We start from the raw sequence: 24,940 nt of genomic DNA on the forward strand, positions 1-24,940 counted from the left end.
TGAATTCTTCATTATAACGTTTCCGTTGTTCACCCATGGGAACACCTCCTGATATATTCATTATCGAATTCTCTTATTGAGGTGTCCACTCTTTATTCTAGCTGCATTTCTACCGATATTTCATTCCCAGCCCCAATTTGGCGCAGATTAACGGTAGTTTTTCCATCTATTCCAGCTGAGGCGAGGTGACGATTGCCTCTAGGAGCTGGACATCGGGATGAGCGGATGCCTCATTAGATGTAACTTTGCAATTAACGCCGATTCCTCCAGCTAATTTCGGCATCTGATCCATTTTTGCCTAATTAACTGGAAATTCTACCGCTATTTTCGCCGGATATAGCAGATCTTGCCCAGCTACTACCGAAATAGATGGAGTTTCTACCGTTATTCCATTCCCTGCCACAATTTGGCGCAGATTAACGGTAGTTTTTCCATCTATTCCAGTTGAGGCGTCGCTCCTGATGGAAACTGGACAACGGGGTTGAGAGCCTGAATGGAATTCCCTAGCTTCCGCCCTACACCCTAGGAAGCGAAAAAAAAGACCGATAAAAGCCCTATTCCACGGGCCTTTATCGGTCTTCTTGCTATTGCGGGTTCGTCGTCCAAATCCCCGCCGTCTTTAGGAATACACGCTGCGGCAATTTCAAGGCTGCCAAGATGAGCTCAGCCACATCCTCCGGCTGCATCATACGGTCCTCGTCGCCTATCGGCAGGCCTGCTTTGACAGACAACTCTGTATTCACGGTGGATGGCGTGAGCGCAGTAACACGGATGTTCGATTTGCGAACCTCTTGCATAAGCGCTTCTGTCATTCCGATGACAGCGAACTTCGAGGCGCAGTAGGCTGAACCGGTGGCAAAGCCTCGCTCCCCTGCGGTTGAAGCAATGTTAATGATGCTTCCGCCATTTTGACTCAGCATGGTTGGAAGGGCTGCGCGAGTCACATGATACGTGCCCATCAGATTGGTTTGAATAATTTGCTCCCATTGATCTGGATCCATATCGACCAACGTGCCGAACTGAGCTGTTCCGGCATTATTGAGCAGGATATCCAGGGAACCCAATTCCCCAATTAGTAAATCCACGGCACGTACCGCCTCTGCTCGCTTGGAAATGTCCGCTGTAGCAATGCTCACTTTGACGCCGTATGTACTTGTCAATTCTTGTTGAAGGGATACGAGGTCGGCACGGCTGCGAGCCAGTAATCCAAGATTAACGCCCTCTTTGGCCAAGGAAATGGCGGCAGCTTTACCGATCCCTTTTCCTGCTCCCGTAATGATGGCCGTTTGATTGTGTAAGGTCATGAGAAATCTCCTTTTTATTCTGTGAATTAGGTATTAATATTATGAAAAGTATGGCCCCATTTTATGCCATTTGGCGGACGGCGTCAATTATAGTGGTTAGCTCATTTTTCTATGCCCAATGAGGTTGGTCATCTTATATGTTAGATTATATTACATTAAAAATTCAGACAATATGATAAATTGGTGGGATACAAACCTGGTAAACGGTATCATATAATAAAGGCGTAAGATGGATGTTAAAAATAATAACATAAAGTGAGGGGTTCATGGATGATTCATGGAGTGATTAGAAAATCGGTGTTAGCTGCTGCTTCAGCTGCTTTACTGACAATTACAGCCTGCAGTAATGGAGCTGAGCCGGCAAAAGAAGTAGGAAAAACTCAAACATCAACGCAGCCCGCCTCGAAACAACAAGTTACACTCACTTTGGAGGAAAACTGGTCCACCCCGAACGTAGATAACCAACTGTACAAAGAAAGAATTCAGAAATTTCAACAGTTGAACCCAGATATTAAGATTGAAATGCAGGATATCCCGTCGGCCCAATATCGGACTAAGCTCCGTACGGAAGCAGCTGGCAACAGCATGCCGGATATGTTCATTCTCTATCCAGGTGTTGATATGGATCCGTTCATCGATGCCGGCGTACTTATGCCGCTAGATGAAATTATGGATACTTGGAAAGATATTTTGCCGCCACAGTCATTAGGTGGATATAAAGTAAACGGTAAGCAATATGCCGTTCCAACGAAGATGACTTTTGTCGATATTATCTACTACCACAAGGATATGTTAGCTAAAGTAGGCTACAATGAATTTCCTAAAACATATGCCGATTTCCTCGATCTGGTGAAAAAGCTCAAAGCTTCAGGGGTTACGCCGATGGGGATTGGCAATAAGAACCGTTGGCCGCTTCAATCCACGGTGATGTCCGCTGTCGAGGATCGTATCGCTGGAACGGATTTCTTAACCAAGGTGAAACAAGGACAAGCTAAATTTACGGATGCTGACTATGTGAAAGCACTTGGCATTTTCGATGAATTGACGAAGCTTGATGCCTTTAATGCTGATTTGAACACCATGGATGAAGTGCAAGTGCAAGATTACTTCTTGCAGAAGAAAGCGGCTATGACCATGACCAGCTCGACCATTGATACGAAATTCCGTGTCAGTAACACAGAGGGCGGCGCTAATATTGGTATCGCATTGTTCCCATCCGTAGACGGTGGTAAAGGAACAGCTGGCAAAAGTGCAGGGGTTATCCAATACGGTATTGGATTAAGCAAGGAATTAACAGGAGCCAAGAAAGAGGCGGCGTTTAAATTCCTGAAATATTTCTACTCCCCTGAGCTGTACCAGAACTTGATGAGTAAAGGGATCGTCGTGCCGGCGAAAGTTGAAATGCCTGCGGACACTAGTAAATATTTGAAAGAAATGCTGGAGTTGACGAAATCGGGCGACGCGCTTGTATTTGACAGTGTGATGCCGGCGGCAGTCAAAGATTCAATCGAGAATGGGCTGCAAGCCATTACGATGAAACAGAAAACGCCAGAACAAATTGCCAAAGAAATGCAAGATGTCATGGATAAAGTGAAAAAATAATCGGCTAGCTAGTGAAAGCTCGAAGCTAACGATTTGAAAGGGTGACGGAGATGAAAGCTTCCATTGGCGCATTTTCCTTCTATCAGCTTTTAAGTCAAAACGAAATGACTATTTACGGCTATCTGGAGACGGTGAAATACCGGTATCGATTGGATGCCGTAGATCTCTGGAACGGCTTTTTCGTAAACCGCGAGGTTCCCATCTGGGAGCTTCCGGATAACGATGAGTTGATGAAGATCAAACGGAACCTGGATGATAGACAATTAACGGTTGCTAATATAGCGGTGGACCGCGCTCACTTATGGGATGCTGATCCGGATACCAGGCAGCAGTTGTACCGGAATGCGCAAGCTCATTTGAAGGCGGCGAGATTGCTTGGCGCTCAGACGGTTCGAATTGATGCCAATCGAGGCCCCGGCGAAGTGACGGAGGAGCAGTTCGAATACACGGTTCGTACTTATCAGGAATTTGCTCAGCAAGCTGCGGATTACGGATTTACAGTAGGGCCAGAGAATCATACAGGTATTTCGCTGGACCCCCATTGGATGAAGCGCTTAGCTGAAGCAGTGGATCATCCAGGATACGGTATTTTACTGCATATCGATCGCTGGATAGAGGGTAATCAAGGCAATGAGATTGTTGCTCCCTGGGTGAATCACGTGCATTTGGACAAACGAGCCATTTGTTCCGAGAATACGGAAGCAACGGTCAAGTTCCTTGGTGAGTTTGGTTATCGAGGGTATTGGGCAATCGAATATAATGCTTTGTCCAATCCTTACATTGAGGTAGAGTGGGCGCTAGCAGCTATGAAACGAATACTTGCAACTGCTTGCCCGAACAATGGATAGGTGATCTGGAGGCGTGCATGATGGAATATGCCAAGATTAGAATTGGTATTATCGGAACAGGAATTATCGGGAAAGCTCACTTGGATCAGTATGCAGAAATAGAGGGCGCCGAGGTCGTGGCTCTGTGTGATATTAATGAACAGGAAGCCCGCCGGGTTGCCGACAAATATGGAGTTGCTCATGTCTATACCGACTATAAGGACCTATTGGCGCGAGAAGATATCGATGCGGTGGATGTATGTCTACATAATAACTTTCATGCGCCACTCACGATTGCTGCTCTGCAGGCGGGTAAACATGTCTACTGCGAGAAACCGATCGCAGGCTCCTATTATGACGGCAAAGCTATGGTTGACGCAGCCAAAGAGTATGGCAAGAAACTTCACATTCAACTTAGCACGCTTTATAAAAAGGAAACAAAGGCTGCCAAAGCGCTGATTGATGGCGGTCAACTGGGCAAATTGTTCCACGCTCGGTCGAATGGCTTCAGGCGGCGCGGTAGACCATTCGTCGATGGATTTGGTACCGCTTATTTCACGAAAAAAGCAAGTGCAGGCGGCGGAGCTTTACTGGATATGGGCGTCTATCATATCGCGCAAATGCTCTACTTGCTTGGTGAAACTGAGGTGGAACGCGTAACTGGGAAGCTCATTCAAGAAATGGAGATGGATGAGGGCAGGCGTGCCGAAAGTGGATTCGATGTGGAAGAGTTGGCGCTTGGATTCGTTACCCTTCGTAATGGACTCTCGCTAGACATCTTTGAAGCATGGGCCGTTAATCTTGGAGGCGTTGAGGGGAGCAGCATTATTGGATCCAAAGGCGGTATTCGGCTCCCATCCTACCATTCCGGAGAGATGACTTCCGATATCAGCTTTCACACGACTGTAGCCGACATCGATCTGGACAGCAAGATTGATCTTAACCGCATGGATGTTCGCTTTCACAGAATGAGAGAGAACGAAGATGCTTATGATTCATCGCAAAATCACTGGATCGCTGCGCTACAGGGACGCGTAGAACTTATGCCGACTGCTGAAATTGCACTTGCGACTATGTTGATTAGCGAAGGTTTATATTTATCCGATTCGCTCGGGCGGGAAACGACGGCTGCCGAGATTGTGGCTGCCTCGCGCTCACTGTCGATTCCTTTGTAAGAGGGGCAACAAGCCGTTCTTCGGCTGCCAAAGTGGCGGAGCCTGCCCAGTCTCCGTCTTCTTGGCATCTCTCAATTTATCATCTAGCGCATAAGGAGGGCCATTTATGCATGTAACGAGGCGGATGGGATTGGCAATTTTTATCGGCATGCTGCCAGCCTTGATCATTTATATCGGGATCGCGATGATTCCGATTCTCATGTCATTCTACTACTCATTTTTCGATTGGAACGGTCTTTCGCACATGTCTTTTGTAGGGTTGGACAACTATATCTCCGTCTTGAAGGACGGGATCTTCTGGAAGGGTGTACAGAACAACCTGTTTATGATGGTTAGCGGGATTGTGGGACAGCTGCCAGTAGGTTTGTTCTTTGCCTTGCTATTGAACCGATCGATTCGCGGGCTTAAAGTTTACCGTTCCGTGCTTTTTCTGCCCGTCATTATCTCAGCGGTTATCGTCTCTCTCATCTGGAATATGGTCTACGGTACGGAATCAGGCCTGATGAACAACATGCTCGGACTCTTCGGTTTGGAGAGCTTGAAACAGAATTGGCTTGGCTCCCCGCGTTGGGGCATGCTGTCGGTAAGCATCACGTATCTTTGGCAGAATTATGGTTTCTATATGGTTGTTTTCTTAGCTGGTTTGCAAAATATATCCGAAGAAGTAAGAGAAGCGGCCGTCATGGACGGCGCTACAGGTTGGAGACGATTCTGGTTCATCACGCTTCCGATGTTGAAAGAAACGATCTGGGTAACGCTGATCTTCTCCATTAGCAACAGCTTCCGGGTTTTCGATTTAATCTATGTGATGACAGCTGGAGGACCAGCTCACAATACAGAAGTGATGACCATCTACATGTACACCCAAGCGTTCAACAACAGTGCCTTCGGACTTGGGAGCGCAGTTTCTATTCTTATTCTGCTTTTCAGCCTATTAGCCATATATGCAGCCAAATTAGTCACTCGAAGAAATGGCTAATTGATGCATGTAGAGAAAGGAGGAGCTATGCAAACATCTTTAGGGAAAAAAACGATCATTCATATTATTCTAGCCGTTCTAAGTGTTATTAATATCATCCCGATTGTATGGATGGTTGTCAGTTCATTTAAGTCAGAGGAAGATTATGCAACGAATCCGCTAGGATTGCCCAAGCTTTGGCAAGTTAGCAATTATACGAGTGCTTGGAAAGTTGCACACTTAGGTACGTACTTCTGGAACAGTGTCATTGTGACCGTTGGTGCAATCGTATTAACGGTGCTGCTTGGTGCGTTGACCTCTTACTTTCTTTCCAGATTTCAGTTTCGGTTACGCGGATGGCTTTACGGTTTGTTCATCATTGGCATGACGATTCCGATTCACGCTACGTTAGTGCCGATTTTTATTATCATGAAAAATGTCGGCCTGTTGAATTCTCACCTTTCGCTGGTGCTTCCTTACACGGCTTTTCATCTCTCGATTACTATCTTCATTCTGGTAGGCTTCATGCAGGCATTCCCTAAAGATATTGAGGAATCTGCGGTTATGGACGGGGCTGGACTCTATCGAATTTTCTGGTCCATTATTCTTCCGATGACTCGTCCTGCGCTAGCGACGGTCATTATTATCAACTTTATTTACAACTGGAATGAGTTTTTATTCGCGCTTGTTTTGATCAATAAAGCAGCTCTAAAAACGCTTCCGCTAGGCTTGGCTAATTTCGCCGGCACAGAAACACGGTTCCAGACGCTGCAAATGGCTGCCTTATCTATGGCGCTTATTCCACTTGTTGGATTTTACTTGGCTATGGAGAAGCAGTTGGTGCAAGGGATGACAGCCGGCGCGGTTAAAGGGTAATGATAGCGGCTCTTTGATCGCTTGAAACTTTCTCAAGGAATTTTACATCCTTTTAGGTAGGTTGACCCCGTTTTATAGTAAAATGAGGAATTATACCGATGAAGGGGATGGAACTTAATGAACCTTAACAGATATCCTTTCATGCACTTTAGTTTAAGAAGAAAGTCGATCGCCATCTTCATTCTTTTGGTGACACTCCCCTCCCTTTTGATCGGAAATGTCATTCTGAGCCGTTATGATGCCATTTTGCGGCAGCAATTTATTGATGCCATGGAAAAGAACTTGAATACAATTGAACTGAATTTGTCCGAAAAAATAAAGGCTATTGAAGATTTATCGGACTATATGATTTATCAAGAGAACTTTAGAAGGTTCATGGAGACACCGACCACACCGGACAATATGGTGCAAATGAACAAGGATCAGACGACAATCGAAGGTTTTATTGCCTTTCAAATCATGTCCAAGAGGTATATTAAATCGATTTCCCTCGAAGGTGTAGGAGGCAATCAACTCCAAATGGGCGAACCTGTCAAAGGGTTGGAACAATCGTGGACAGACCTTGCCCAAGACAGAAGAGGCGGGGTGATATGGACCGATTCCTATCAACTGGAGAGCGGCTGGACGGGAAATAAGCGAGTTGTTTCCATGTTTCGTGTCATCAATTCCTTTGACAATACTTCGCGTCCGGTGGGCAAAGTTATCGTTCGTTTGGATGAGTCGGAGATCACAGACTTGTTAATGTCAGCTGTTCCCAAGGATCAGGGATCTATCTTTATTGTTCGGCCTGGGGGCAGTGTCGTTTTGCATCAAAATCAAAGCCTGATTGGACATCCGTACCCAAGCGATGCGCTTCTAAGTCAATTTAATGGGGGTGTGTCCAAAAAAGTCTCTTCTTTGAAGGAAGCCGGAGCTTCCTACGTTGTTTTCAGTCAACCAATGAAGTCGACCGGCTGGTACATCGTAACCTTGATTAAGGATCAAACCATCGTTCAAAAAACGGAAGCGATTAAAGCCTCGCTCAAATTTTTGATTCTAATTATTCTTATATTTGGATTAATAGCCTTAATCGGTTTCGAGTTCGCCATGATCCGCCCAATGCTGGAGCTGAGCAAACAAACCTCGAGGCTCAAAAAGGGTGATTTCTCGGCGCAAGTCAAAGTCCGATCTCGTGACGAGGTCGGGGAGCTTGGCCGACAGTTCAACAATATGGTGATGACGATCAAGGAGCTGATCGATAAAAAGTATAAACTGGAGATTCGACAGAAGGAATCAGAGCTTAGAATCTTGCAAAGTCAAATGGACCCTCATTTTTTATATAATACGCTGGATATGATCCGTTGGACGGCAAGGCTGGAGAAAGCGGCAGAGACAAGTCAATTGATCGAAACCCTGTCGCGGTTTTTTCGAATGGGGCAGAATAGCGGCAAGCGATACACGACAATGCCTGAGGAACTGGATTTTGTTCGCGCCTACCTGAACTTGCAGCAGAAGCGAATGGGAAGCAAACTTCAATTCACCCTGCATATGGAGGAGGAGTTGAACCATGCCGTTCTCTTGAAGAAGATCATTCAGCCGTTGGTGGAGAACAGCATCAAGCATGGTTTTAAGCGCGGGGGTGGACGCATTGATGTTTGCAGCTATAAGACGGAGCAGGATGTGCTGATTGATGTGATCGATTCCGGCGTTGGTTTTGCCAAAGACAAGCTTGAGGTCATCCGTCAGGTTCTTCAAGATCGAGCCGGCGATGAGGGCATCATGAACCATGCGATCTGCAACATTCATGAGCGTATAACACTTGAATACGGCGTGGGTTATGGCATCGAGCTTCCTTCGGAACCATCGCATGCTGGAGCTTGCGTAAGGATAAGACTTCCATATCAAATGAGTGCACAGGAGGAAAAACGATGACCATCAAGATGCTAATTGTAGATGATGAGCCCATTATTTGCCAAGGATTGCGTCATACCATTTCCTGGGAGTCAATTGGTGTTGAGGTTGTCGGAGAAGCCTATGACGGAATAGAAGCACTTGCATTCTTGGAGCACTGTCCTGTGGACGTCGTGTTGACGGATGTGAACATGGAAGGAATGGACGGACTAGAGCTTGCCAAAGAATTGAAGAAACGCTTCCCTCAGTCACGTGTCATCATTGTTAGCGGATATGATCATTTTGAATACGCCCGGCAGGCTTTGCGACTTGGTATCGAAGATTATTTGCTTAAACCGGTGAATATCGATGAGTTGATGAGCATGGTGCAACGGATTAGCGAAGAAATCACGCAGGAACGGAAGCTTAAGAGTGAGCAAGAAGTAGAACGGACGCGTAAATGGCTGATGGGGCAACTGCAACAAAGAGTAGTCGATCAAAATGACGATTATGTGCCTTTGATGATGACGAACGGCTCGTGTAACTGTTGGATGATCGCAACGCAGCTCTCCGATTATGCGGAGTGGACCCATCGTTCGTCCGAAGAGATGCGCAGAGAGAAGCGGGGGCTCTGGGAAATAAGCGTTGACTCGGCCTTAAGATCATCGGGGCTAGAGACCGTTTCATTGTTCCAACATCAGAATTTGCTGTTGTCGCTAGTTGTGGGCCCGTCATCGATGAAAGAGAAGGATCTTCATAACATTTTAAGCGGAGTACTGAGGTTGTCAGAGGATCTTGATCTGCATGCCAGTATTTCCCGCCCGTTCCAAGGTTCAGAGCAAATCCATGCTAGCTGCATGGAAGCTATTTCCTTATTGCACTATGCCGTGTTATCTTCCCTAGCGCCTATTGTATTTCATGATGAAGAATTGATTTTCAAAAGAAGTCATCGTCTTCCTGAATTGATCGTATTGGAGAAAAATCTGATTCATGCTTTGTTTCAAGAAAATGATGAGGAACTGCGCCAGCAAATTGATGAAATTATGCAGGAATTTCGCGAGAGTGGCAGCTTAATTAAGGAAATATGGCAGGCGTTCCAGGAGCTGGTCATTATTCTTCAAAGGCGGCTTCGAGCGGCTGGGATAGATTTGACGGGGTATCTCAATATCTTTCATTCGCAGGAGATCGATCTCTTGGTGCACAACTCCTACAGAGCGATGGAGTCACTGCTGCGCGCGGAGCTTGCGTCCATGTTCTCATTGATCCATAATTCTCTTACTGGGAAGAATCATTGGCTTGCAGACAGGGTGAAATCGTACATTGAAGCCAGGTACAACAAGGATATTAAGGCATCTGAGATTGCTGCGTGGCTGAAAATAACACCTAATTACTTCAGCATCCTCTTCAAGCAAAAGTTCGGCAAAGGGTTCGCTGAGTATCTGAACGAAGTGCGCATCGAACAGGCGAAAGCCAAGCTATCCGGGACGGATGATCGCGTCTTCGAAATCGCCGAAAGCGTTGGTTACAAAGAATATAAATACTTCTGTTCCATTTTCAAAACATACACAGGAGTTACGCCAACGCAGTATCGGAAACTTGTCCATACGACTTGAGAGCTTAGAAAGGATAGCGTGACACCTATGTCCGTAATCGGAAGACTCAAAGATTCCCCGTTCGGCGTCATCAAAGCGTTTAGCTTTATTTTATATGGCGCCTTCGCTATTTATAGTGCATTTTTCCCGCTGTACTTGAAAGAATTAGGCATTTCTAGCGTTGCGATAGGCTTGCTGCTGGCCGGCGGGCCTATTCTTTCGTTAATCGCCAATCCGTTCTGGGGCTATTGGAGCGACCGTTTGTCTAATGTGAGGCGCATTCTGATCATTCTTCTGATCGGCAGCTTTCTTAGCCTGCAAACGGTCTTTTTTACGAATTCTTACCCGTTCCTTGTTACATGCTTACTTGTTTTTTTCTGTTTTCAGAGCCCTTTGTTTGCCCAATCCAATAGCCTTATCTTGGAAGCGATTGAGCATACGAATCACAAATTTGGCTCTTTCCGGCTCTGGGGTGCGCTTGGTTGGGCGTTAATGGCACTAGCGACAGGTCCTGTGATGGAATGGCTAGGTATTCGGGATTTATGGAAAGTGTGCGGCATCATGATGGGGTTATCCATTGTATTCGCATGGATGCTGCCTCAGGGTGGGAGAAGTCGAGAGCAAGGAAGCCCAATCAAGAGTGGCAAGAAGGGCAATTATCTGCAAATTATGAGTGATAAATGGTTTATGATCTTCATTCTAATGGGTATTCTTATTTCGATTCCTAACGCAATGAATAACACTTTTGTCTCGATTTACATGTCCGAACTAGGAGGGAAAAGTTCCTTAATCGGATGGTCCGCATTTTTTGCCTCTATTTTTGAAATACCTGTGTATTTACTGTTCGACCGTTTTTTGCGAAAAGACCGGAGGAGTATGTTCTTTTGCCTGGCGGCTGTTAGTTTATTGTACGCGCTGCGCTGGTTCCTAATGGCAGCGGCCACATCGCCCTATCACATTCTTTTCATCCAAGCCTTGAATTCCATAACGTTCGCCGGCTATTACTATGTGGGCACTCAGTTGACGGCATATTTGATTCCTCCGGCTTATAGGGCGTCAGGGCAAGCTGTTTATGCCTTGAGCTGGGGCGGCTTGTCCGGCATGGTTGCCGGGATCGCCGGGGGGTTGATATTTCAGGAATTAGGCGCTCATGCCATGTATACGATCAGTGCGATCATGGCGCTAATAGGCGTAGCTGGGTTCACGATTATGTTCGTGATTGCCGCTAAAATGGAAGTGCGCCAAAAAAATGCTACACAGTACGAAAAGACTTTATTATAATGAACCTATAAGAATCAATTCTTTTACAAATCAGGGCGAAGGAGGGTCAGCTTGAATTCTTTGGATGAACAGATTCGGCGTGTGATGGACAAGCATCGGATCGTTGGATTAGCAGCCTCCGTGATGCGTGAAGGGAGACAGATTTGGAACGCGGGATATGGCTGGGCGAATGTAGAAAGACGCATCCCCGTTACGTCTCAAACGATATTTCGCGTCGCTTCTATCTCAAAGACAGTGGTCGCGACAGCGGTTATGCAGCTTGTTGAACAAGGCGTATGCGGAATTGATCAGCATGTAGGCGACATACTCGGATTCCCGGTACGTAGTCCTAAGTATTCTGATACACCGATAACGATCAAGATGTTGATGACCCATACTTCGGGACTGCAAGATGAATATGTTCGTTTTGTCGTTGATTCGCGTAGCGAGAATCCACCTAAGATTCGACTTGCCGATATCCTTCTGCCAGGCGGGACTTATTACACGGACAATCTCTGGGGAGATGGACGGCCGGGGGATCCGGAATACTTCGAATATTCGAATCTGGGTGCCGTCATTCTAGCGACTGTGGTGGAGCGGCTTTCGAATGAACGATTTGACGAATACTGCAAGAAGCATCTGTTCGAACCGCTTCACATGTACGATACGAGTTTTAATATCAGTGACTTGAAGGATTTGGATTCCGTTGCTGTGCTCTATGAATACGCAGAGGCCGATGATCGATTTATGGTCAGCACGGACGATTTTCGTGGGAAGAAGCCGGAAGCCATAGATTACAGTGACTATGTACCAGGCACCAACGGAGCATTATTTAGCCCGCAGGGCGGACTTCGCACAAGCGTCGATAACTTGACTCGTTTTATGGAAGCGCATTCTAACGCCGGTAAATTGAACGATGTTCAAATTCTGAAGTCAGAAACTGTGGATCTCATGCACGCGCCACAATGGTCAGGGCATCGACGAGATGGCTTTTTCCGCAAATGCGGGCTCCAATTTCAGCTGACGGACGATCTGATTCCGGGTCACAGACTTATTGGGCATTCCGGCGATGCGTATGGGCTGCTAAGCGATATGTATTTTCATAAACAAGAAAAATGGGGCTTCATTCTGCTCATCAACGGTCTAATTCAAAGAAAAGAACAAGGCGTTTATTATGAGGCGGAAGAAGAACTTGCACAAGTCTTGCGGGCTGCTTTCCTCTAGTAACTAGGGAGAGAAGGAGGTTCGATATTTACATATTTACAACATGTCAATTCGATGTTAGTATATATTACATCGTTAGTATTCTAGCTTCTGGCGGTCGTAGGGAGACTGAGACTTAATCTCTTCCCACATCCCGCTCAGAAACCGAACAGAATACTAATAAGGAGAGTGGTCGTTCGTTGTACGACAAAGATACGATATACATCATCGGCGACGCGCAAGCTTCTGTGAACAATCCGATTACTCAGCAGTACAATGCATTTTTTATTGGCCTTGTCGTAGATACGTCAAGCCATAAGATTGTTGATGCAGGATGTTCATCCACCATACCGCTCACATCGGATTTTGTCCGCTCGATCTTCATCGGGCACAATATGCTTCTCCTTGATGTGGTGGCGGAGGAAATTCGCCGAAGATACCACGGATCATCCCAAAAGGCTCTGATCGTAGCGTATAAAGACGCGCAAAAAAAATACAAATTAGCACTTAACGGCCGGGAAGAGCTGGGATTCCAATCTTCCGGTACAGTGTAAGCTGCTTTATTTATCCGTATGGCAACATACTCGTAAATAAAACCCAGCAAATGGTTTCTTGGGAGGCATGCTCCTGAGGCTGTTTGCTGGGTTTTTGTTACCTTACATGACTGGAGGCGTACTTATGAAACTTTATATTTCCATAGATATGGAAGGTATAACCGGACTTGTTGATAACACGTTTGTTGATTCCAGACAGTACAACTACACTCGCGGTCAGCACATCATGACGGATGAAGCGAACCATGTCATAAGATCTGCTTTTGATGAAGGCTGCAAGGAAGTCATTGTGAATGATAGTCACTCCAAAATGAACAATCTGTTAATCGAGAAGCTGCATCCCGATACGCAGTTGATTTCAGGCGATGTGAAGCCTTTTTCGATGGTACAAGGATTAGATGCTTCCTTCTCGGGTGCGGCTTTTCTAGGCTATCACACGAGAGCGGCGACCAAAGGTGTCCTTAGCCATACGATGATTTTCGGCGTTCGCAATATGTACATCAATGATAGGGTCATTGGAGAGCTTGGGTTTAATGCGTATGTTGCGGGTCATTATGGTGTGCCTGTTCTACTAGTTGCTGGGGATGATGAAACCGCGATTGAAGCGGAGGAGCTAATTCCAGGGATTACGACAGCGATTGTGAAAAAGCGGATATCGCGAACTTCGGCTATGTGCTTAACCCCTGAGAAGAGCGGACTGCTGCTCCAGGAAAAAACAAAGGAAGCGCTGGCTAACGCGGGCAGGGTGAAGCCGCTTGTGCCGCCGGATCATCCAGTTTTGAAAATTGAATTTGCCAACTATGGTCAAGCGGAGTGGGCTCACCTGATGCCGGGTACGACGATAGATGATAACAGTCCTATTGTGACCTTCCAGGCGAAAGACATTCTTGAGGCGTACCGAGCGATGTTGGTTATGACGGAGTTGGCGATGAGAACGGCATTTTGTTAAAAAGCGGGAGTGGGTGATGGCGTGACGCAATATATTCTACGTAGATTTATCTCCATGATTGTCACACTGTGGCTAATTATTACGGTTACTTTTGCCTTGATGCACGCTGTTCCGGGGTCGCCATTCGAGAAAGAGGGCAAGAGCTCGAATCCGACGGCGGTTCAGAATTTGATGGAATTTTACCACTTGGATGAGCCGATTACGACGCAGTACTTGCTTTATTTAAAATCACTGCTTTCATTGGATCTCGGACCTTCCATCGGCCATTTTCCCGATACCGTCAATTCCATGATCAGCCGGGGATTTCCTGTTTCGTTTAAGCTAGGGACCATATCGATCCTGATTTCAATTGTCACAGGAATTGCGCTTGGCACGGTCGCTGCACTCCGGCAGAACCGTATGATCGATTATCTCGCCATGATCTTTGCGGTTATCGGCATAGCAGTGCCTAACTTCATCGTAGCTACTTTGTTGATTAAATATGTCGCGGTCGAATGGAAGCTCCTTCCAGTAGCTACTTGGGGGACGTGGAAGCATGTCATTCTTCCAGCGCTTGCCTTATCAACGGGACCGCTTGCGATAATTGCCAGGTTGACCAGAGCGAGCATGTTAGAGGTGCTAACCGCCGACTATATCGAAACGGCAAGAGCCAAAGGTCTATCGCCAGCTACGATTGTCATCAAGCATGCGCTTCGAAATGCGGTGCTTCCGGTCATTACTCTGCTCGGGGCTTTGGTAGCCAATGTGCTTACAGGGAGTTTTGTTATTGAAAAGATTTTTGCTATTCCGGGAATGGGTAAATATTTCGTCGATGGCATTAATAATCGTGATTACTCGCTCATTATGGGCACGACCGTATTTTATAGCGCGCTGCTCGTCATTATGATGTTTCTGGTGGATATCGCCTACGGGCTAGTTGACCCCCGCATCAAGCTGCACAGGAAGGAGGGGTGAGCGTGAACGTTCCAGATTCCTTATTTGTCCCTATGGCCAAAAACAAAGGGACAGCGGAAGCCATTGTTCGAATGAGGCTGTCGTTTTGGCAGGAAGCTTGGATTAGACTGCGTGCCAACAAATTGGCCATGGCGGGGCTGATCATTATCGTTATGATGGCGCTGCTCGCGATACTTGGGCCTATCCTTACCGACCAGAGTTATTCAAAGCAGGTGCTGCTGGATGCCAACCAGAAGCCTTCGGCCGCTCACTGGTTCGGCACGGATGAGCTTGGGCGCGATGTATATGCCCGTATCCTGTACGGAGCGCGCATCTCGCTATTTATCGGACTCATGGCAGCCTTAATCGATTTCGTTATCGGCATTATTTATGGCGGCATTGCCGGTTACTTAGGAGGACGAATTGATAACATCATGATGCGATTCGTTGATCTTCTATACGGGATTCCTTATCTGCTCGTTGTCATCTTGTTGATGGTTGTTATGGGGCCTGGGCTGCTAACAATCATTGTAGCTTTAAGCGCAACGGGGTGGATCGGAATGGCGCGAATTGTGCGCGGACAGGTGCTCAGTCTGAAATCATCGGAGTACGTGTTGGCGGCAAGAACATTAGGTGGGGGCGCGGGTTACATCATCCGCAAGCATTTGCTGCCCAATGCCATAGGCGTCATTATCGTGCAGGTGACGTTCTCGGTGCCTTCCGCCATATTCGCGGAAGCGTTCCTAAGCTTTCTGGGCTTGGGTATTCAGCCTCCTTTGGCAAGCTGGGGCGTAATGGCCAATGATGGTCTGTCGACCATTTTGTCGGGGCAATGGTGGCGGTTATTTTATCCGGCATTTTTCATATCGATCACGATGCTTGCTTTTAACTTAGTCGGCGATGGCTTGCAGGACGCTTTTAATCCGAAAAGGAGGAGGTAACCGAGGTGAAAACAACGAACTTGCCCGACATTATATTGGAAGTGGACAATCTTCATGTCTCGTTCACCACGCACGGTGGAGAAGTGAAGGCGGTTCGCGGAGTTAGCTTTTCGTTAGGAAAAGGAGAGACGCTAGCTATCGTAGGCGAATCCGGCTGCGGCAAAAGTGTAACAGCACGCAGTGTGACGCGTCTTCTTCCTGAGCAAAGCTCGAAGATCAGCCAAGGCAGCGTTCGGTATAAGGGAAGAGAACTGACCGCGCTTAGCGAAAAGCAGCTGCGAGAGCTGAGAGGCTCCGAAATTTCAATGATTTTCCAAGACGCTATGACGGCCCTGAATCCCACCATCTCTATTGGTGAGCAGATTATGGAAGGGATCATTCGCCATCAGAAAATATCGCGTGCTGAAGCTCGGAAGCAAGCGACGGAAATGCTGGGGCTCGTTGGCATTTCTAATCCCGAGATGCGTTTGAAGCAATATCTGCATGAATTTAGCGGCGGCATGAGACAACGCATTATGATTGCAATCGCAGCGGTTTGCAAACCTTCGGTGCTTATTGCGGATGAGCCGACTACCGCACTTGATGTCACCATTCAAGCGCAAATCATTGAGCTTTTCAAAATGCTTCAGAAGAAAACCGGTGTGTCCATTATTATCATCACGCATGACCTTGGTGTTGTTGCGAATATGGCAGATCGGGTCAATGTGATGTATGCCGGCAAGGTCGTTGAATCAGGAACTGTGGATGAGTTGTTTCACAATCCGCAGCATCCTTATACCATAGGGCTGCTGGCTTCCATGCCGCGTCTGGACACGGATAAGTCGCTTCCTCTTACGCCAATTGCGGGAACGCCGCCTGATCTGTTCGCTCCGCCTGCAGGCTGCGCCTTTGCGGCGCGCTGCAGTTATGCGATGGAAGTTTGCAGTGTCTATCAGCCGGAGCAGACCACAGTATCGAGCGGCCACTCCGTCGCCTGTTGGCTTCAGGATCCGCGCTCTCAAGTTGTATTCCAGCCGTCGATCAAGAGAAGTGGCATGACGGCTCTAGGATAAATAAGACGATGAACGAAGGGGAGAAGTGCACATGAAAAAAGTGTCAGCATTGCTAATCAGCTCCGTATTGGTAATTAGTACGCTACTAGCTGGGTGCAGCAAAGATCCTGGTTCCGGAACGCAAGCGTCTGGGGCCAGCCAGACAGAAGCAGCCAAAGAAACGAAGTCCAAGGTCCTCCTTTACAACAATTTAAAAGAACCAACTTCCCTCGATCCTCCGAAAGGATTTGACCAAGTTTCTTACGACGTTGTCAATAATGCCTTTGAGGGATTGACCCGTCTTGGCAAAAACCAAACGCCTGAGCCAGCTATGGCGAAAGAGTGGAAAATCACGCCGGATGGGAAGAAATATACCTTTACGCTGCGCGACGGCATCAAATGGTCCAACGGAGATCCAGTGAAAGCTGCCGACTTTGAGTATGCGTGGAAGCGTCTGTTGGATCCGAAAACAGCTTCTGATGCGGCATTCCTTGCCTACCCAATTGAAGGTGCAGAGGCTTTCAACTCCGGCAAGGGGTCTGCGGACAATGTGAAAATCAAGGCGCTGGACGACAAGACGCTGGAGGTTACTTTGACACAGCCTGCTTCTTGGTTAGTGGGCATGGTTTCCAGTCCTGCCTTTTTCCCCGTACATAAGGCTACAGTGGAAGGTAATGCGAAATGGGCAGGTGAGGCGGCTACGATCGTAAGTAACGGACCGTTCAAAATTACGGAATGGAAACACGATAGCGAGCTTAAAATGGTAAAAAACGATCAATACTGGGATGCCGCAAACGTAAAGCTGGCAGGCGTTACTTTTAAAATGATCAATGATACGAACACGGCTTACCAGCTCTTCACTACCGGCGAATTACATACAACGGGTTCCATTCCGGCTGACATGAGCGATAAATTGTTTGCAGACAACAAAGTGAAAGTTGAAGATGCCGCAGGAACGGCGTTCTACCGATTCAATGTGAAAATGGCTCCTTTCGATAACGTCAACATTCGTAAAGCATTTGTTGCGGCTGTAGACAGACAGAAACTTGTAGACTTGGTTTTGAAACAAAAGCAGAAACCGGCTGACGGTTATGTGTCTCCAGGACTAACCGATCCAGCGGGCGGAGATTTCCGTAAAGTTGGCGGCAGCCTGATCAAGTTTGATGCGGGCGAAGCGAAGAAGCTTTTGGACAAAGGGATGCAGGAAAAAGGATACTCGAAGCTGCCTGATGTAACTTTGACGTATAACACCAATGATGTAAGTCAACGAATTGCCCAAACGCTGCAAGCGATGCTCAAAGATAACTTGGGTATTGATGTGAAACTGGCAAACAAAGAAGGTAAAGTGCTGACTACCGAGCAAAAGGATCTACAGCTGCAATTGTCCCGTTCTTCATTCCTTCCTGATTTTGCGGATCCGATCAACTTCCTAGACGGCTTCCAATCAACGAATCCGTTCAGTCGTACAGGGTGGGTAAATCCTGCCTATGATAAATTGATCAAAGATGCCTATGTAGAAACGGATGAGGCTAAGCGATACAAAATGATGCACGATGCGGAGAAGATTCTGATGGACGAAGCTCCGGTTCTCCCGCTTTACTTCTATAATTCCACTTACTTGCAAAGTGATAAATTGGAAGGTGTCGTTCGACATGCTTTCGGTTTCCTAGACTTTAAGTGGGCAGATTTGAAATAAATTCGGATGGCGGAGGAGTGCGCCTTTAAGGGGTGCTTCTCCCTTTTTTTCATACGGGAAAGGAGATTTGTAAACATGGCTGAGCTTATAAAGCCAAGGCGACTAAGCCCTGGCGATACAGTGGGCATTACGGCGCCGGCGTGTTGGATAGACACGGAGCAGGTGAAGGCGGCATCAACCATTTTGGAGAAAATGGGGCTGCGAGTGCGGCTGGGAGATACCTTGTTCAAGAAGCATGGCTACCTGGCGGGAACAGATGAGGAGCGGGCTGGGGAGCTGAACGCTATGTTTGCTGATCCCGCTATCAAAGCTATCATTTGTGCGCGTGGCGGGTACGGTACCGGAAGAATAGCGGATTTGTTGGATTATAACCTTATTCGCGCTAATCCGAAGATTTTCTGGGGATATAGTGATATTACTTTTTTGCATGCTGCTATAAGCAGATTTGCGGGATTGGTTACGTTTCATGGTCCCATGTTGATTGATCTGGGGAAAGACGATTTGCACCCGTTGACGGTTCAGAATTATGAAACGCTCCTTCATCCTTCGGTTCTTCGTTACACAGAAGAAATTTCTCCGCTCCAAACGCTAGTGGAAGGAGAAGCAGCTGGACCTATTGTTGGAGGAAACCTCTCTTTAATCGTGAGTTCGCTAGGAACGCCATATGAGCTGGATACAAAGGGGAAACTTCTCTTTATTGAAGATATCGACGAAGAGCCTTACAGAGTGGATCGGATGTTAAATCAGCTTAAGCACGCTGGGAAATTTGCCGATGCGGCTGGTGTTCTGATTTGTGATTTTCATAATTGTGAGCCGGATAAACGTAAAGTGTCGTTTACGTTAGAGGAGATTTTTGATCATCACATCGTTCCCGCTGGGAAGCCGACACTTTCCGGATTTAAAATTGGTCACTGCTCGCCGAATATTGCGATTCCCATTGGTGTAAGTGCAAGGATGAGCACTTACGAGAAGTCGCTGTCAGGCACGGAACCCGGTGTTGAGGCATAAGGAGGCAATTACATGAGCATTATTCAAAGTGTTGAAGTCATGCGGCAGTCGACTCCGCTTAAGAAGCCGTTTAAAACGGCACTGCGTACCGTGTACAGTACGGAGTCTATCATTGTCCGAATTAAGAGCAATGACGGCAGAGTTGGTTGGGGGGAAGCTCCAGCGACCATTGTCATTACAGGTGACAGCCTAGATAGTATCCATTCGGCTATTGCAAACACATTTACTCCCTTGTTGGTTGGTAAAAGCTTGCTGGCCTATGAACGCATTCTGCAGGAGATTCATCAATCAATGATCGGAAGCAGCAGCGCTAAAGCGGCTGTGGATATGGCGATATATGATTTGGTTGCGCAGAACTGCGGTTTGCCATTATATCAGTTCCTTGGCGGTTATAAGGATCAGATTGAAACGGACTTCACGGTTAGTGTCAATTCCCCTAAGGAGATGGGAGAAGATGCGGTTCGTTATGTGCAAGAAGGCTTCAATGTATTGAAGATTAAATTGGGCAAGGACGACCTCCTGGAGGATATCGAAAGGATCAAGGAAATCCGCAGATGCATCGGTAGTGGCGTGAAAATGCGCATTGATGCGAATCAAGGATGGCAGGTGAAGGATGCTATTCGCACGATTCGGCGCATGGAGGACTTAGGTCTGGACATTGAGCTGGTTGAGCAGCCTGTGAAAGCGGGAGATATCGAGGGGCTCAAAATGGTGACGGATCACGTAGAAACTCCCATTATGGCAGATGAGAGCGTGTTTTCACCCATTCAAGCCTTCGAGGTGCTGAAAAATCGTGCAGCTGATCTGATTAATATCAAATTGATGAAATCCGGCGGCCTATACAAAGCGCAAATTATTAATCATATTGCGGAAGAATTCGGTGTCGAGTGCATGGTTGGCAGCATGATCGAATCCCGCGTGGCAGTAACGGCTGCCGCTCATCTTGCTGCAAGCAAGAAGAATATTACCCGTTGTGATTTCGATGCGCCACTAATGATGCTGCAGGATATTGTGGTTGGCGGTGTGCAGTATAACGGAAGGGTGATGACCTTCCCGAAAGCTGCTGGACTTGGAATCTTGGATGTGGTCCACAGCCAAAGTCCAGTGGTGACATGAGTATGAGTATTAATATGCCGAAACAGATGATGGTCGCTGTTGCTGTTGCAACTGTATGGACAAAGCCGGATTCGCCGCGCCCCATGGATGAGCCAGTACTTAGGTATCCGGTCGAAATGAGAGAATGGCTAGGGCGCATGACGCTGAGAGATAGGCTGGATTTGTGTCTGGCGAACCGGGTTCAGACACAAATCCTTTATGGTTCATCTGTCCTTGTCGCGGAAGAAGGCGATGGGTGGAGTAAGGTGCTTATCCCTCAGCAGGGAACGCGCAAGGAAGTATTGGGCTATCCGGGCTGGGTGCCAAGCTGCCAGTTGGTTGAAGGGTCGGATGCCCCGCTCGGTCCGAAGAGAGCCGAAGTGATTTCCGATAAAGCATGGTTGTATAAGAGTCCGTCCCAACAACTAATTGAGTTGAGTTATCTGACCTCTCTGCCGGTGTTGGAGGAAATGGGGAAGCTGGTGAAAGTGCAGACGCCAGAGGGGACGGGCTATCTGAAAGCGGATGATATCCGCTTAATTGATGGGCCTCTAACTCCTAATGCAGGAGTAGCTCACATAGGGCGAGGGATCGTGGAACAGGCGAAAAGGTTCCTGGATCTGCCTTATCTATGGGGAGGGATGTCCTCCTTCGGCTATGACTGTTCCGGCTTTGCGTATGCCATGCACAGATATTTTGGGATTTTGATTCCTAGGGATGCCTCGGACCAAGCCAAGCAGGGAACTCCTGTTGAGAAGGAGCAGCTGGAAGCGGGGGATTTGCTCTTTTTCGCCCATGAGGAAGGTAAGGGAGCTATTCACCATGTGGGGATTTATGCAGGGGATGATATGATGATTCATTCTCCTGAAACTATCAAGTCGATTGAAATGGTGGATTTGAAAACATTTAAGCTGGCTCAAGAGCATTGTGTGTCTAGGCGGTATTGGAAGTAGGCAGTTTGTAAAAAGCACGTAAGATGCTGATCTTACGTGCTTTTGTTTTATGAAACGTGAGGGAGCTGTGTGGATGGCTTCAATTCCCTGTGTGAAGCCTTAGCGGAATTCTCGTTAAGGTTTTTTGTAATCTGTTATTGGAGGGTGAGGTGGAAGATGGCTGTATGGTAAGTTGCTTGAGTGGAAGGTGGGGGTTGTAAAGTAGCTAACAGTGATGCCTGACGGAGGTTGACCCGGCAGGCTTTTTATTCTGCTGGCGAAAGGGTCGGCATATCTCATGATACGGTACTTTCGGAGGGAACTGTGGTCCGCTATTTGGCCGAAAACAGCTGGTTGAGCAAGTGGAGGGGAACTGTGGTTCGTTATTTCGCCGTTCTGATCGGAGAATCTGTAGATTGAGGTGAAATAAGATCCTGTAGTTCCCCTAGAACCGGAGGTAGCCCGATTTCCTCTGAAATAAGACCCTGTAGTTCCCCGGGTTAGGATATAGAGCCTCTCTGAGCTGCGTTAAGGGGGCTAAACGATAATACTAGTTTCCGAGAGTCTAATGTTCCCAATAAATAGAAGATAAATAACTGTTAATGTCATTAATTATAACAAACAAGGTTCATTTCCTTTATTTTTAGCTAATTTATGTTAGTTTAATTGACATAATCTATGAATTTTAATAATATAAATATGGAAGGTTCATAAGTTGAAAGTGCCGATGGAGTAGTCTTTGTATGAATTTCGTTGATTGAATCGAAGTTCTGAATGCTGCTATATCGGCATTTTTGCGTATCAAACTATCTGAGGAGGATGTTTCATGATTTTGAAAAAGACGGCTCTACTGATCTCAGTATCGGCTCTTGCCATTAGTATGTTGGCAGGATGCGGGAATGAAACAACTTCAAGTTCTGCTACAGGAACAACTACACCCAGCAGCACAGTCACGAAGAGCGTCATCAAAATTGCTACTCAGTCCCCTTTGTCAGGAGGCAGCGCCGTTCAAGGAGAAGCTATTAAGCTAGGCGCTCAGATGTCCCTGGATGACCACAAAGAAGAGTTTGCCAAGCTGGGCTTTGAACTCCAATTGGTCCCTTATGACGACCAGGCAGATCCCAAAAAAGGCGTTGCCAATGCCGAGATCATTAGTGCGGATCCAGCCATTCTCGGAATTGTCGGGCATATGAACTCGGGCGTAGCGATCCCCTCCTCAGTCGTTTACGAGAAGAACAATATCGTCATGGTGTCACCTTCGAACACAGCTACGGAGGTAACTGACCGTAATCTGAAGGTCGTGAACCGAATCGTTGCAAGGGATGATTTCCAAGGCCCTGCAGCAGCGAATTATGCTTTAAAAACAGTGAATGCCAAAAATATTTTCGTCATCCAAGACAAAACAGCCTACGGCCAAGGCTTAGCTGAAGCCTTCAAAGACGCAGCGACGAAGCAAGGGGCAAATATAGTCGGTTATGAGGGAATCACCGTAGGTGAGAAGGATTTCAACGGGGTGCTGAACATTGCGCTTAGCAAGAAACCGGACTTCATATTCTTCGGGGGCCTATATGCCGAGGGCGGTTTGCTGATCAAGCAAGCTCGCGACAAAGGAATTACGGCGCCTTTCATGGGGGCTGACGGCTGGGACACGCAAGGTTTGGTTGATGTAGCCGGAGAAAAAGTAAAAGATGCCTTGTACGCTTCCATCTCAACGGATATTACTAAATCGCCAGATGGATTGAAATGGGCAGATCAATACAAAACCAAATTCGGCAAAGCCCCAGACGGATACTCCGCATACGCCTATGACTGTATGACAATCATTCTTAACAGCATTAAAGCCGCGAGCAGTGCAGACGGTGGGAAAGCGCCTTCCCGTGATAAAGTTCGCGATGCCGTGCGCGCCACCAAAGACTTCCAAGGTGTGGCCACGAAGGTTTCCTTTGATGGCAAAGGTGACAATACATACGCTAAAGTATTTATCTACAAATTTGAGGGTCCGAAATATCCAGGCACCATGATTTCTGAAGTAGGAAAGTAACGAAGTTCAACTCCATTTCTTTTCAAGTAAAGAGGTATGTGCTTCGTTGATATACCTCTTTACGTTGTATTTATCAGCGAAAGGAGAAGCTCCATGATCCTTAACATCCTGCACTCACTTCCCCAAGTATTGATCGACGGGCTTGCTTTAGGAGCTATTTATGCAGTCGTTGCCTTAGGCTATACCATGGTTTACGGTATTCTTGAATTGATCAATTTTGCGCACGGTGAAATTTTTATGACGGGGGCATTCGTTGGAACAGGGGTCTTATTCCTTTTTCAATCGACAGGGTGGCTTGGCGGGATGCCGGGATGGGTGGCATATGTGCTAATTCTCGCTATCGCCATGCTGGTTACGGGATTGCTCGGGGTGGGAATTGAACGAGTTGCTTACAAGCCTCTCCGCAAAGCGCCCAAGCTGATTTCGCTGATCTCCGCGATTGGTGTTTCCTTCGTGGTTCAAGATCTCGTTCGTTTTATTTCTGAATTGCGAACAGGCAACTACATCATTAGCAGTATTACGTTATTCGATAAAAATATGACCATCGGCACCTCATCTCTTGGCTCATGGCTAGGTGACGCTTCTTTGAAAACCAATACGGTCATCATCATCATAGTGGCTGTGCTTTTAATGATCGGTCTTGATTTTTTTATTAACCGTACCAAATGGGGAGTCGCGATGCGAGCGGTCGCGCAAGACCGTGAAACGGCTTCGTTAATGTCGATCAACGTGAATAAAATCATTATCCTGACTTTTTTCATCGGATCTGCTTTGGGTGGTGCTACAGGGGTTTTATTTGCGCAGCAATACGGGACTATCGATCCATTTATCGGCTATATCTTAGGGTTGAAAGCGTTCACGGCTGCTGTTCTTGGTGGTATAGGCAACATTCGGGGAGCCATGTTTGGCGGACTGGTCATTGGGGTTCTAGAGATGTTTGCTTCTTCTAATCTGGGATTACTGACGGGCGGGAGCTTCGGTTCAGAGTATAAAGATGTGTTTGCTTTTATGATCCTAATCCTCGTATTGATATTTAAGCCGGAAGGTCTGTTTGGTAAAGCCGTCAAGGAGAAAGTGTAGGTGACTCATTATGG

The 24,940-nt window shown here is 47.0% G+C and carries 21 protein-coding genes; 20 read left to right on the forward strand and 1 reads right to left on the reverse strand.

Annotation, left to right across the window (positions count from 1 at the left end; all coding sequences use genetic code 11):
* Nucleotides 1-584 precede the first annotated feature (584 nt).
* A complete protein-coding gene (locus AC58UW_RS26905) occupies nt 585-1,304 on the reverse strand; it encodes a 3-ketoacyl-ACP reductase (RefSeq protein ID WP_497423634.1) in 720 nt (239 codons plus the stop codon).
* Between the two features lie 282 nt (nt 1,305-1,586).
* On the opposite strand from AC58UW_RS26905, the gene AC58UW_RS26910 reads away from it, so the two are divergent.
* From AC58UW_RS26910 to AC58UW_RS27005, 20 genes are all read left to right on the forward strand, one after another.
* A complete protein-coding gene (locus AC58UW_RS26910) occupies nt 1,587-2,906 on the forward strand; it encodes an extracellular solute-binding protein (RefSeq protein ID WP_497423635.1) in 1,320 nt (439 codons plus the stop codon).
* 50 nt (nt 2,907-2,956) lie between these two features.
* On the forward strand, nt 2,957-3,754 hold the full coding sequence (locus tag AC58UW_RS26915) for a sugar phosphate isomerase/epimerase family protein (protein ID WP_497423636.1): 798 nt from the start codon (nt 2,957-2,959) through the stop codon (nt 3,752-3,754).
* Nucleotides 3,755-3,774: 20 nt separating this feature from the next.
* On the forward strand, nt 3,775-4,908 hold the full coding sequence (locus tag AC58UW_RS26920) for a Gfo/Idh/MocA family protein (protein WP_497423637.1): 1,134 nt from the start codon (nt 3,775-3,777) through the stop codon (nt 4,906-4,908).
* 106 nt (nt 4,909-5,014) lie between these two features.
* Nucleotides 5,015-5,887, forward strand: a complete 873-nt coding sequence (locus tag AC58UW_RS26925) for a carbohydrate ABC transporter permease (RefSeq protein WP_497423638.1) — start codon at nt 5,015-5,017, stop codon at nt 5,885-5,887.
* A 27-nt stretch (nt 5,888-5,914) separates the two neighbouring features.
* Nucleotides 5,915-6,742: a carbohydrate ABC transporter permease gene (locus tag AC58UW_RS26930; protein ID WP_497423639.1), complete on the forward strand. Its 828-nt coding sequence runs from the start codon at nt 5,915-5,917 to the stop codon at nt 6,740-6,742.
* Between the two features lie 117 nt (nt 6,743-6,859).
* On the forward strand, nt 6,860-8,653 hold the full coding sequence (locus AC58UW_RS26935) for a cache domain-containing sensor histidine kinase (RefSeq protein WP_497423640.1): 1,794 nt from the start codon (nt 6,860-6,862) through the stop codon (nt 8,651-8,653).
* Nucleotides 8,650-10,224: a response regulator transcription factor gene (locus AC58UW_RS26940; RefSeq protein WP_497423641.1), complete on the forward strand. Its 1,575-nt coding sequence runs from the start codon at nt 8,650-8,652 to the stop codon at nt 10,222-10,224. The genes AC58UW_RS26935 and AC58UW_RS26940 overlap by 4 nt, the downstream gene beginning before the upstream one ends.
* Before the next feature lie 27 nt (nt 10,225-10,251).
* Nucleotides 10,252-11,484 carry an MFS transporter gene (locus AC58UW_RS26945; protein ID WP_497423642.1) on the forward strand — a complete coding sequence of 411 codons (1,233 nt, stop codon included), beginning with the start codon at nt 10,252-10,254 and terminating at the stop codon, nt 11,482-11,484.
* A gap of 51 nt (nt 11,485-11,535) precedes the next feature.
* The gene (locus AC58UW_RS26950) at nt 11,536-12,687 is read left to right on the forward strand and encodes a serine hydrolase domain-containing protein (protein ID WP_497423643.1); all 1,152 of its coding nucleotides are present in this window, start codon (nt 11,536-11,538) and stop codon (nt 12,685-12,687) included.
* A gap of 179 nt (nt 12,688-12,866) precedes the next feature.
* Nucleotides 12,867-13,220: a DUF3870 domain-containing protein gene (locus AC58UW_RS26955; protein WP_497423644.1), complete on the forward strand. Its 354-nt coding sequence runs from the start codon at nt 12,867-12,869 to the stop codon at nt 13,218-13,220.
* A gap of 124 nt (nt 13,221-13,344) precedes the next feature.
* Nucleotides 13,345-14,169 (forward strand): D-aminopeptidase DppA, encoded by an 825-nt coding sequence (gene dppA, locus AC58UW_RS26960; RefSeq protein ID WP_497423645.1) that lies wholly within the window; start codon nt 13,345-13,347, stop codon nt 14,167-14,169.
* 21 nt (nt 14,170-14,190) lie between these two features.
* Nucleotides 14,191-15,123 carry an ABC transporter permease gene (locus AC58UW_RS26965; protein ID WP_497423646.1) on the forward strand — a complete coding sequence of 311 codons (933 nt, stop codon included), beginning with the start codon at nt 14,191-14,193 and terminating at the stop codon, nt 15,121-15,123.
* Between the two features lie 32 nt (nt 15,124-15,155).
* Entirely contained in the window at nt 15,156-16,043 is an 888-nt protein-coding gene (locus tag AC58UW_RS26970; RefSeq protein ID WP_497423726.1) for an ABC transporter permease, read from the forward strand.
* 5 nt (nt 16,044-16,048) lie between these two features.
* Nucleotides 16,049-17,095 (forward strand): ABC transporter ATP-binding protein, encoded by a 1,047-nt coding sequence (locus AC58UW_RS26975; RefSeq protein ID WP_497423647.1) that lies wholly within the window; start codon nt 16,049-16,051, stop codon nt 17,093-17,095.
* 31 nt (nt 17,096-17,126) lie between these two features.
* A complete protein-coding gene (locus AC58UW_RS26980; protein WP_497423648.1) occupies nt 17,127-18,770 on the forward strand; it encodes a peptide ABC transporter substrate-binding protein in 1,644 nt (547 codons plus the stop codon).
* A gap of 75 nt (nt 18,771-18,845) precedes the next feature.
* On the forward strand, nt 18,846-19,778 hold the full coding sequence (locus AC58UW_RS26985; protein ID WP_497423649.1) for a S66 peptidase family protein: 933 nt from the start codon (nt 18,846-18,848) through the stop codon (nt 19,776-19,778).
* A gap of 12 nt (nt 19,779-19,790) precedes the next feature.
* Nucleotides 19,791-20,894 (forward strand): dipeptide epimerase, encoded by a 1,104-nt coding sequence (locus AC58UW_RS26990; protein WP_497423650.1) that lies wholly within the window; start codon nt 19,791-19,793, stop codon nt 20,892-20,894.
* Nucleotides 20,895-20,896: 2 nt separating this feature from the next.
* Nucleotides 20,897-21,826 carry a C40 family peptidase gene (locus AC58UW_RS26995; protein ID WP_497423651.1) on the forward strand — a complete coding sequence of 310 codons (930 nt, stop codon included), beginning with the start codon at nt 20,897-20,899 and terminating at the stop codon, nt 21,824-21,826.
* A gap of 805 nt (nt 21,827-22,631) precedes the next feature.
* Complete coding sequence (locus tag AC58UW_RS27000) at nt 22,632-23,846, forward strand: branched-chain amino acid ABC transporter substrate-binding protein (RefSeq protein ID WP_497423652.1); 1,215 nt, start codon at nt 22,632-22,634, stop codon at nt 23,844-23,846.
* A 93-nt stretch (nt 23,847-23,939) separates the two neighbouring features.
* On the forward strand, nt 23,940-24,926 hold the full coding sequence (locus tag AC58UW_RS27005) for a branched-chain amino acid ABC transporter permease (RefSeq protein WP_497423653.1): 987 nt from the start codon (nt 23,940-23,942) through the stop codon (nt 24,924-24,926).
* Nucleotides 24,927-24,940 lie beyond the last annotated feature (14 nt).

The organism is Paenibacillus sp. J22R160 (genome assembly GCF_059692135.1).

Bases quoted from the DNA above. Each gene is read 5' to 3' on its own strand.
- AC58UW_RS26905 (WP_497423634.1), bottom strand. From the start codon at position 1,304: ATGACCTTACACAATCAAACGGCCATCATTACGGGAGCAGGAAAAGGG.
- AC58UW_RS26915 (WP_497423636.1), top strand. From the start codon at position 2,957: ATGAAAGCTTCCATTGGCGCATTTTCCTTCTATCAGCTTTTAAGTCAA.
- AC58UW_RS26920 (WP_497423637.1), top strand. From the start codon at position 3,775: ATGGAATATGCCAAGATTAGAATTGGTATTATCGGAACAGGAATTATC.
- AC58UW_RS26925 (WP_497423638.1), top strand. From the start codon at position 5,015: ATGCATGTAACGAGGCGGATGGGATTGGCAATTTTTATCGGCATGCTG.
- AC58UW_RS26930 (WP_497423639.1), top strand. From the start codon at position 5,915: ATGCAAACATCTTTAGGGAAAAAAACGATCATTCATATTATTCTAGCC.
- AC58UW_RS26935 (WP_497423640.1), top strand. From the start codon at position 6,860: ATGAACCTTAACAGATATCCTTTCATGCACTTTAGTTTAAGAAGAAAG.
- AC58UW_RS26940 (WP_497423641.1), top strand. From the start codon at position 8,650: ATGACCATCAAGATGCTAATTGTAGATGATGAGCCCATTATTTGCCAA.
- AC58UW_RS26945 (WP_497423642.1), top strand. From the start codon at position 10,252: ATGTCCGTAATCGGAAGACTCAAAGATTCCCCGTTCGGCGTCATCAAA.
- dppA (WP_497423645.1), top strand. From the start codon at position 13,345: ATGAAACTTTATATTTCCATAGATATGGAAGGTATAACCGGACTTGTT.
- AC58UW_RS26970 (WP_497423726.1), top strand. From the start codon at position 15,156: ATGGCCAAAAACAAAGGGACAGCGGAAGCCATTGTTCGAATGAGGCTG.
- AC58UW_RS26980 (WP_497423648.1), top strand. From the start codon at position 17,127: ATGAAAAAAGTGTCAGCATTGCTAATCAGCTCCGTATTGGTAATTAGT.
- AC58UW_RS26985 (WP_497423649.1), top strand. From the start codon at position 18,846: ATGGCTGAGCTTATAAAGCCAAGGCGACTAAGCCCTGGCGATACAGTG.
- AC58UW_RS26990 (WP_497423650.1), top strand. From the start codon at position 19,791: ATGAGCATTATTCAAAGTGTTGAAGTCATGCGGCAGTCGACTCCGCTT.
- AC58UW_RS26995 (WP_497423651.1), top strand. From the start codon at position 20,897: ATGAGTATTAATATGCCGAAACAGATGATGGTCGCTGTTGCTGTTGCA.
- AC58UW_RS27000 (WP_497423652.1), top strand. From the start codon at position 22,632: ATGATTTTGAAAAAGACGGCTCTACTGATCTCAGTATCGGCTCTTGCC.
- AC58UW_RS27005 (WP_497423653.1), top strand. From the start codon at position 23,940: ATGATCCTTAACATCCTGCACTCACTTCCCCAAGTATTGATCGACGGG.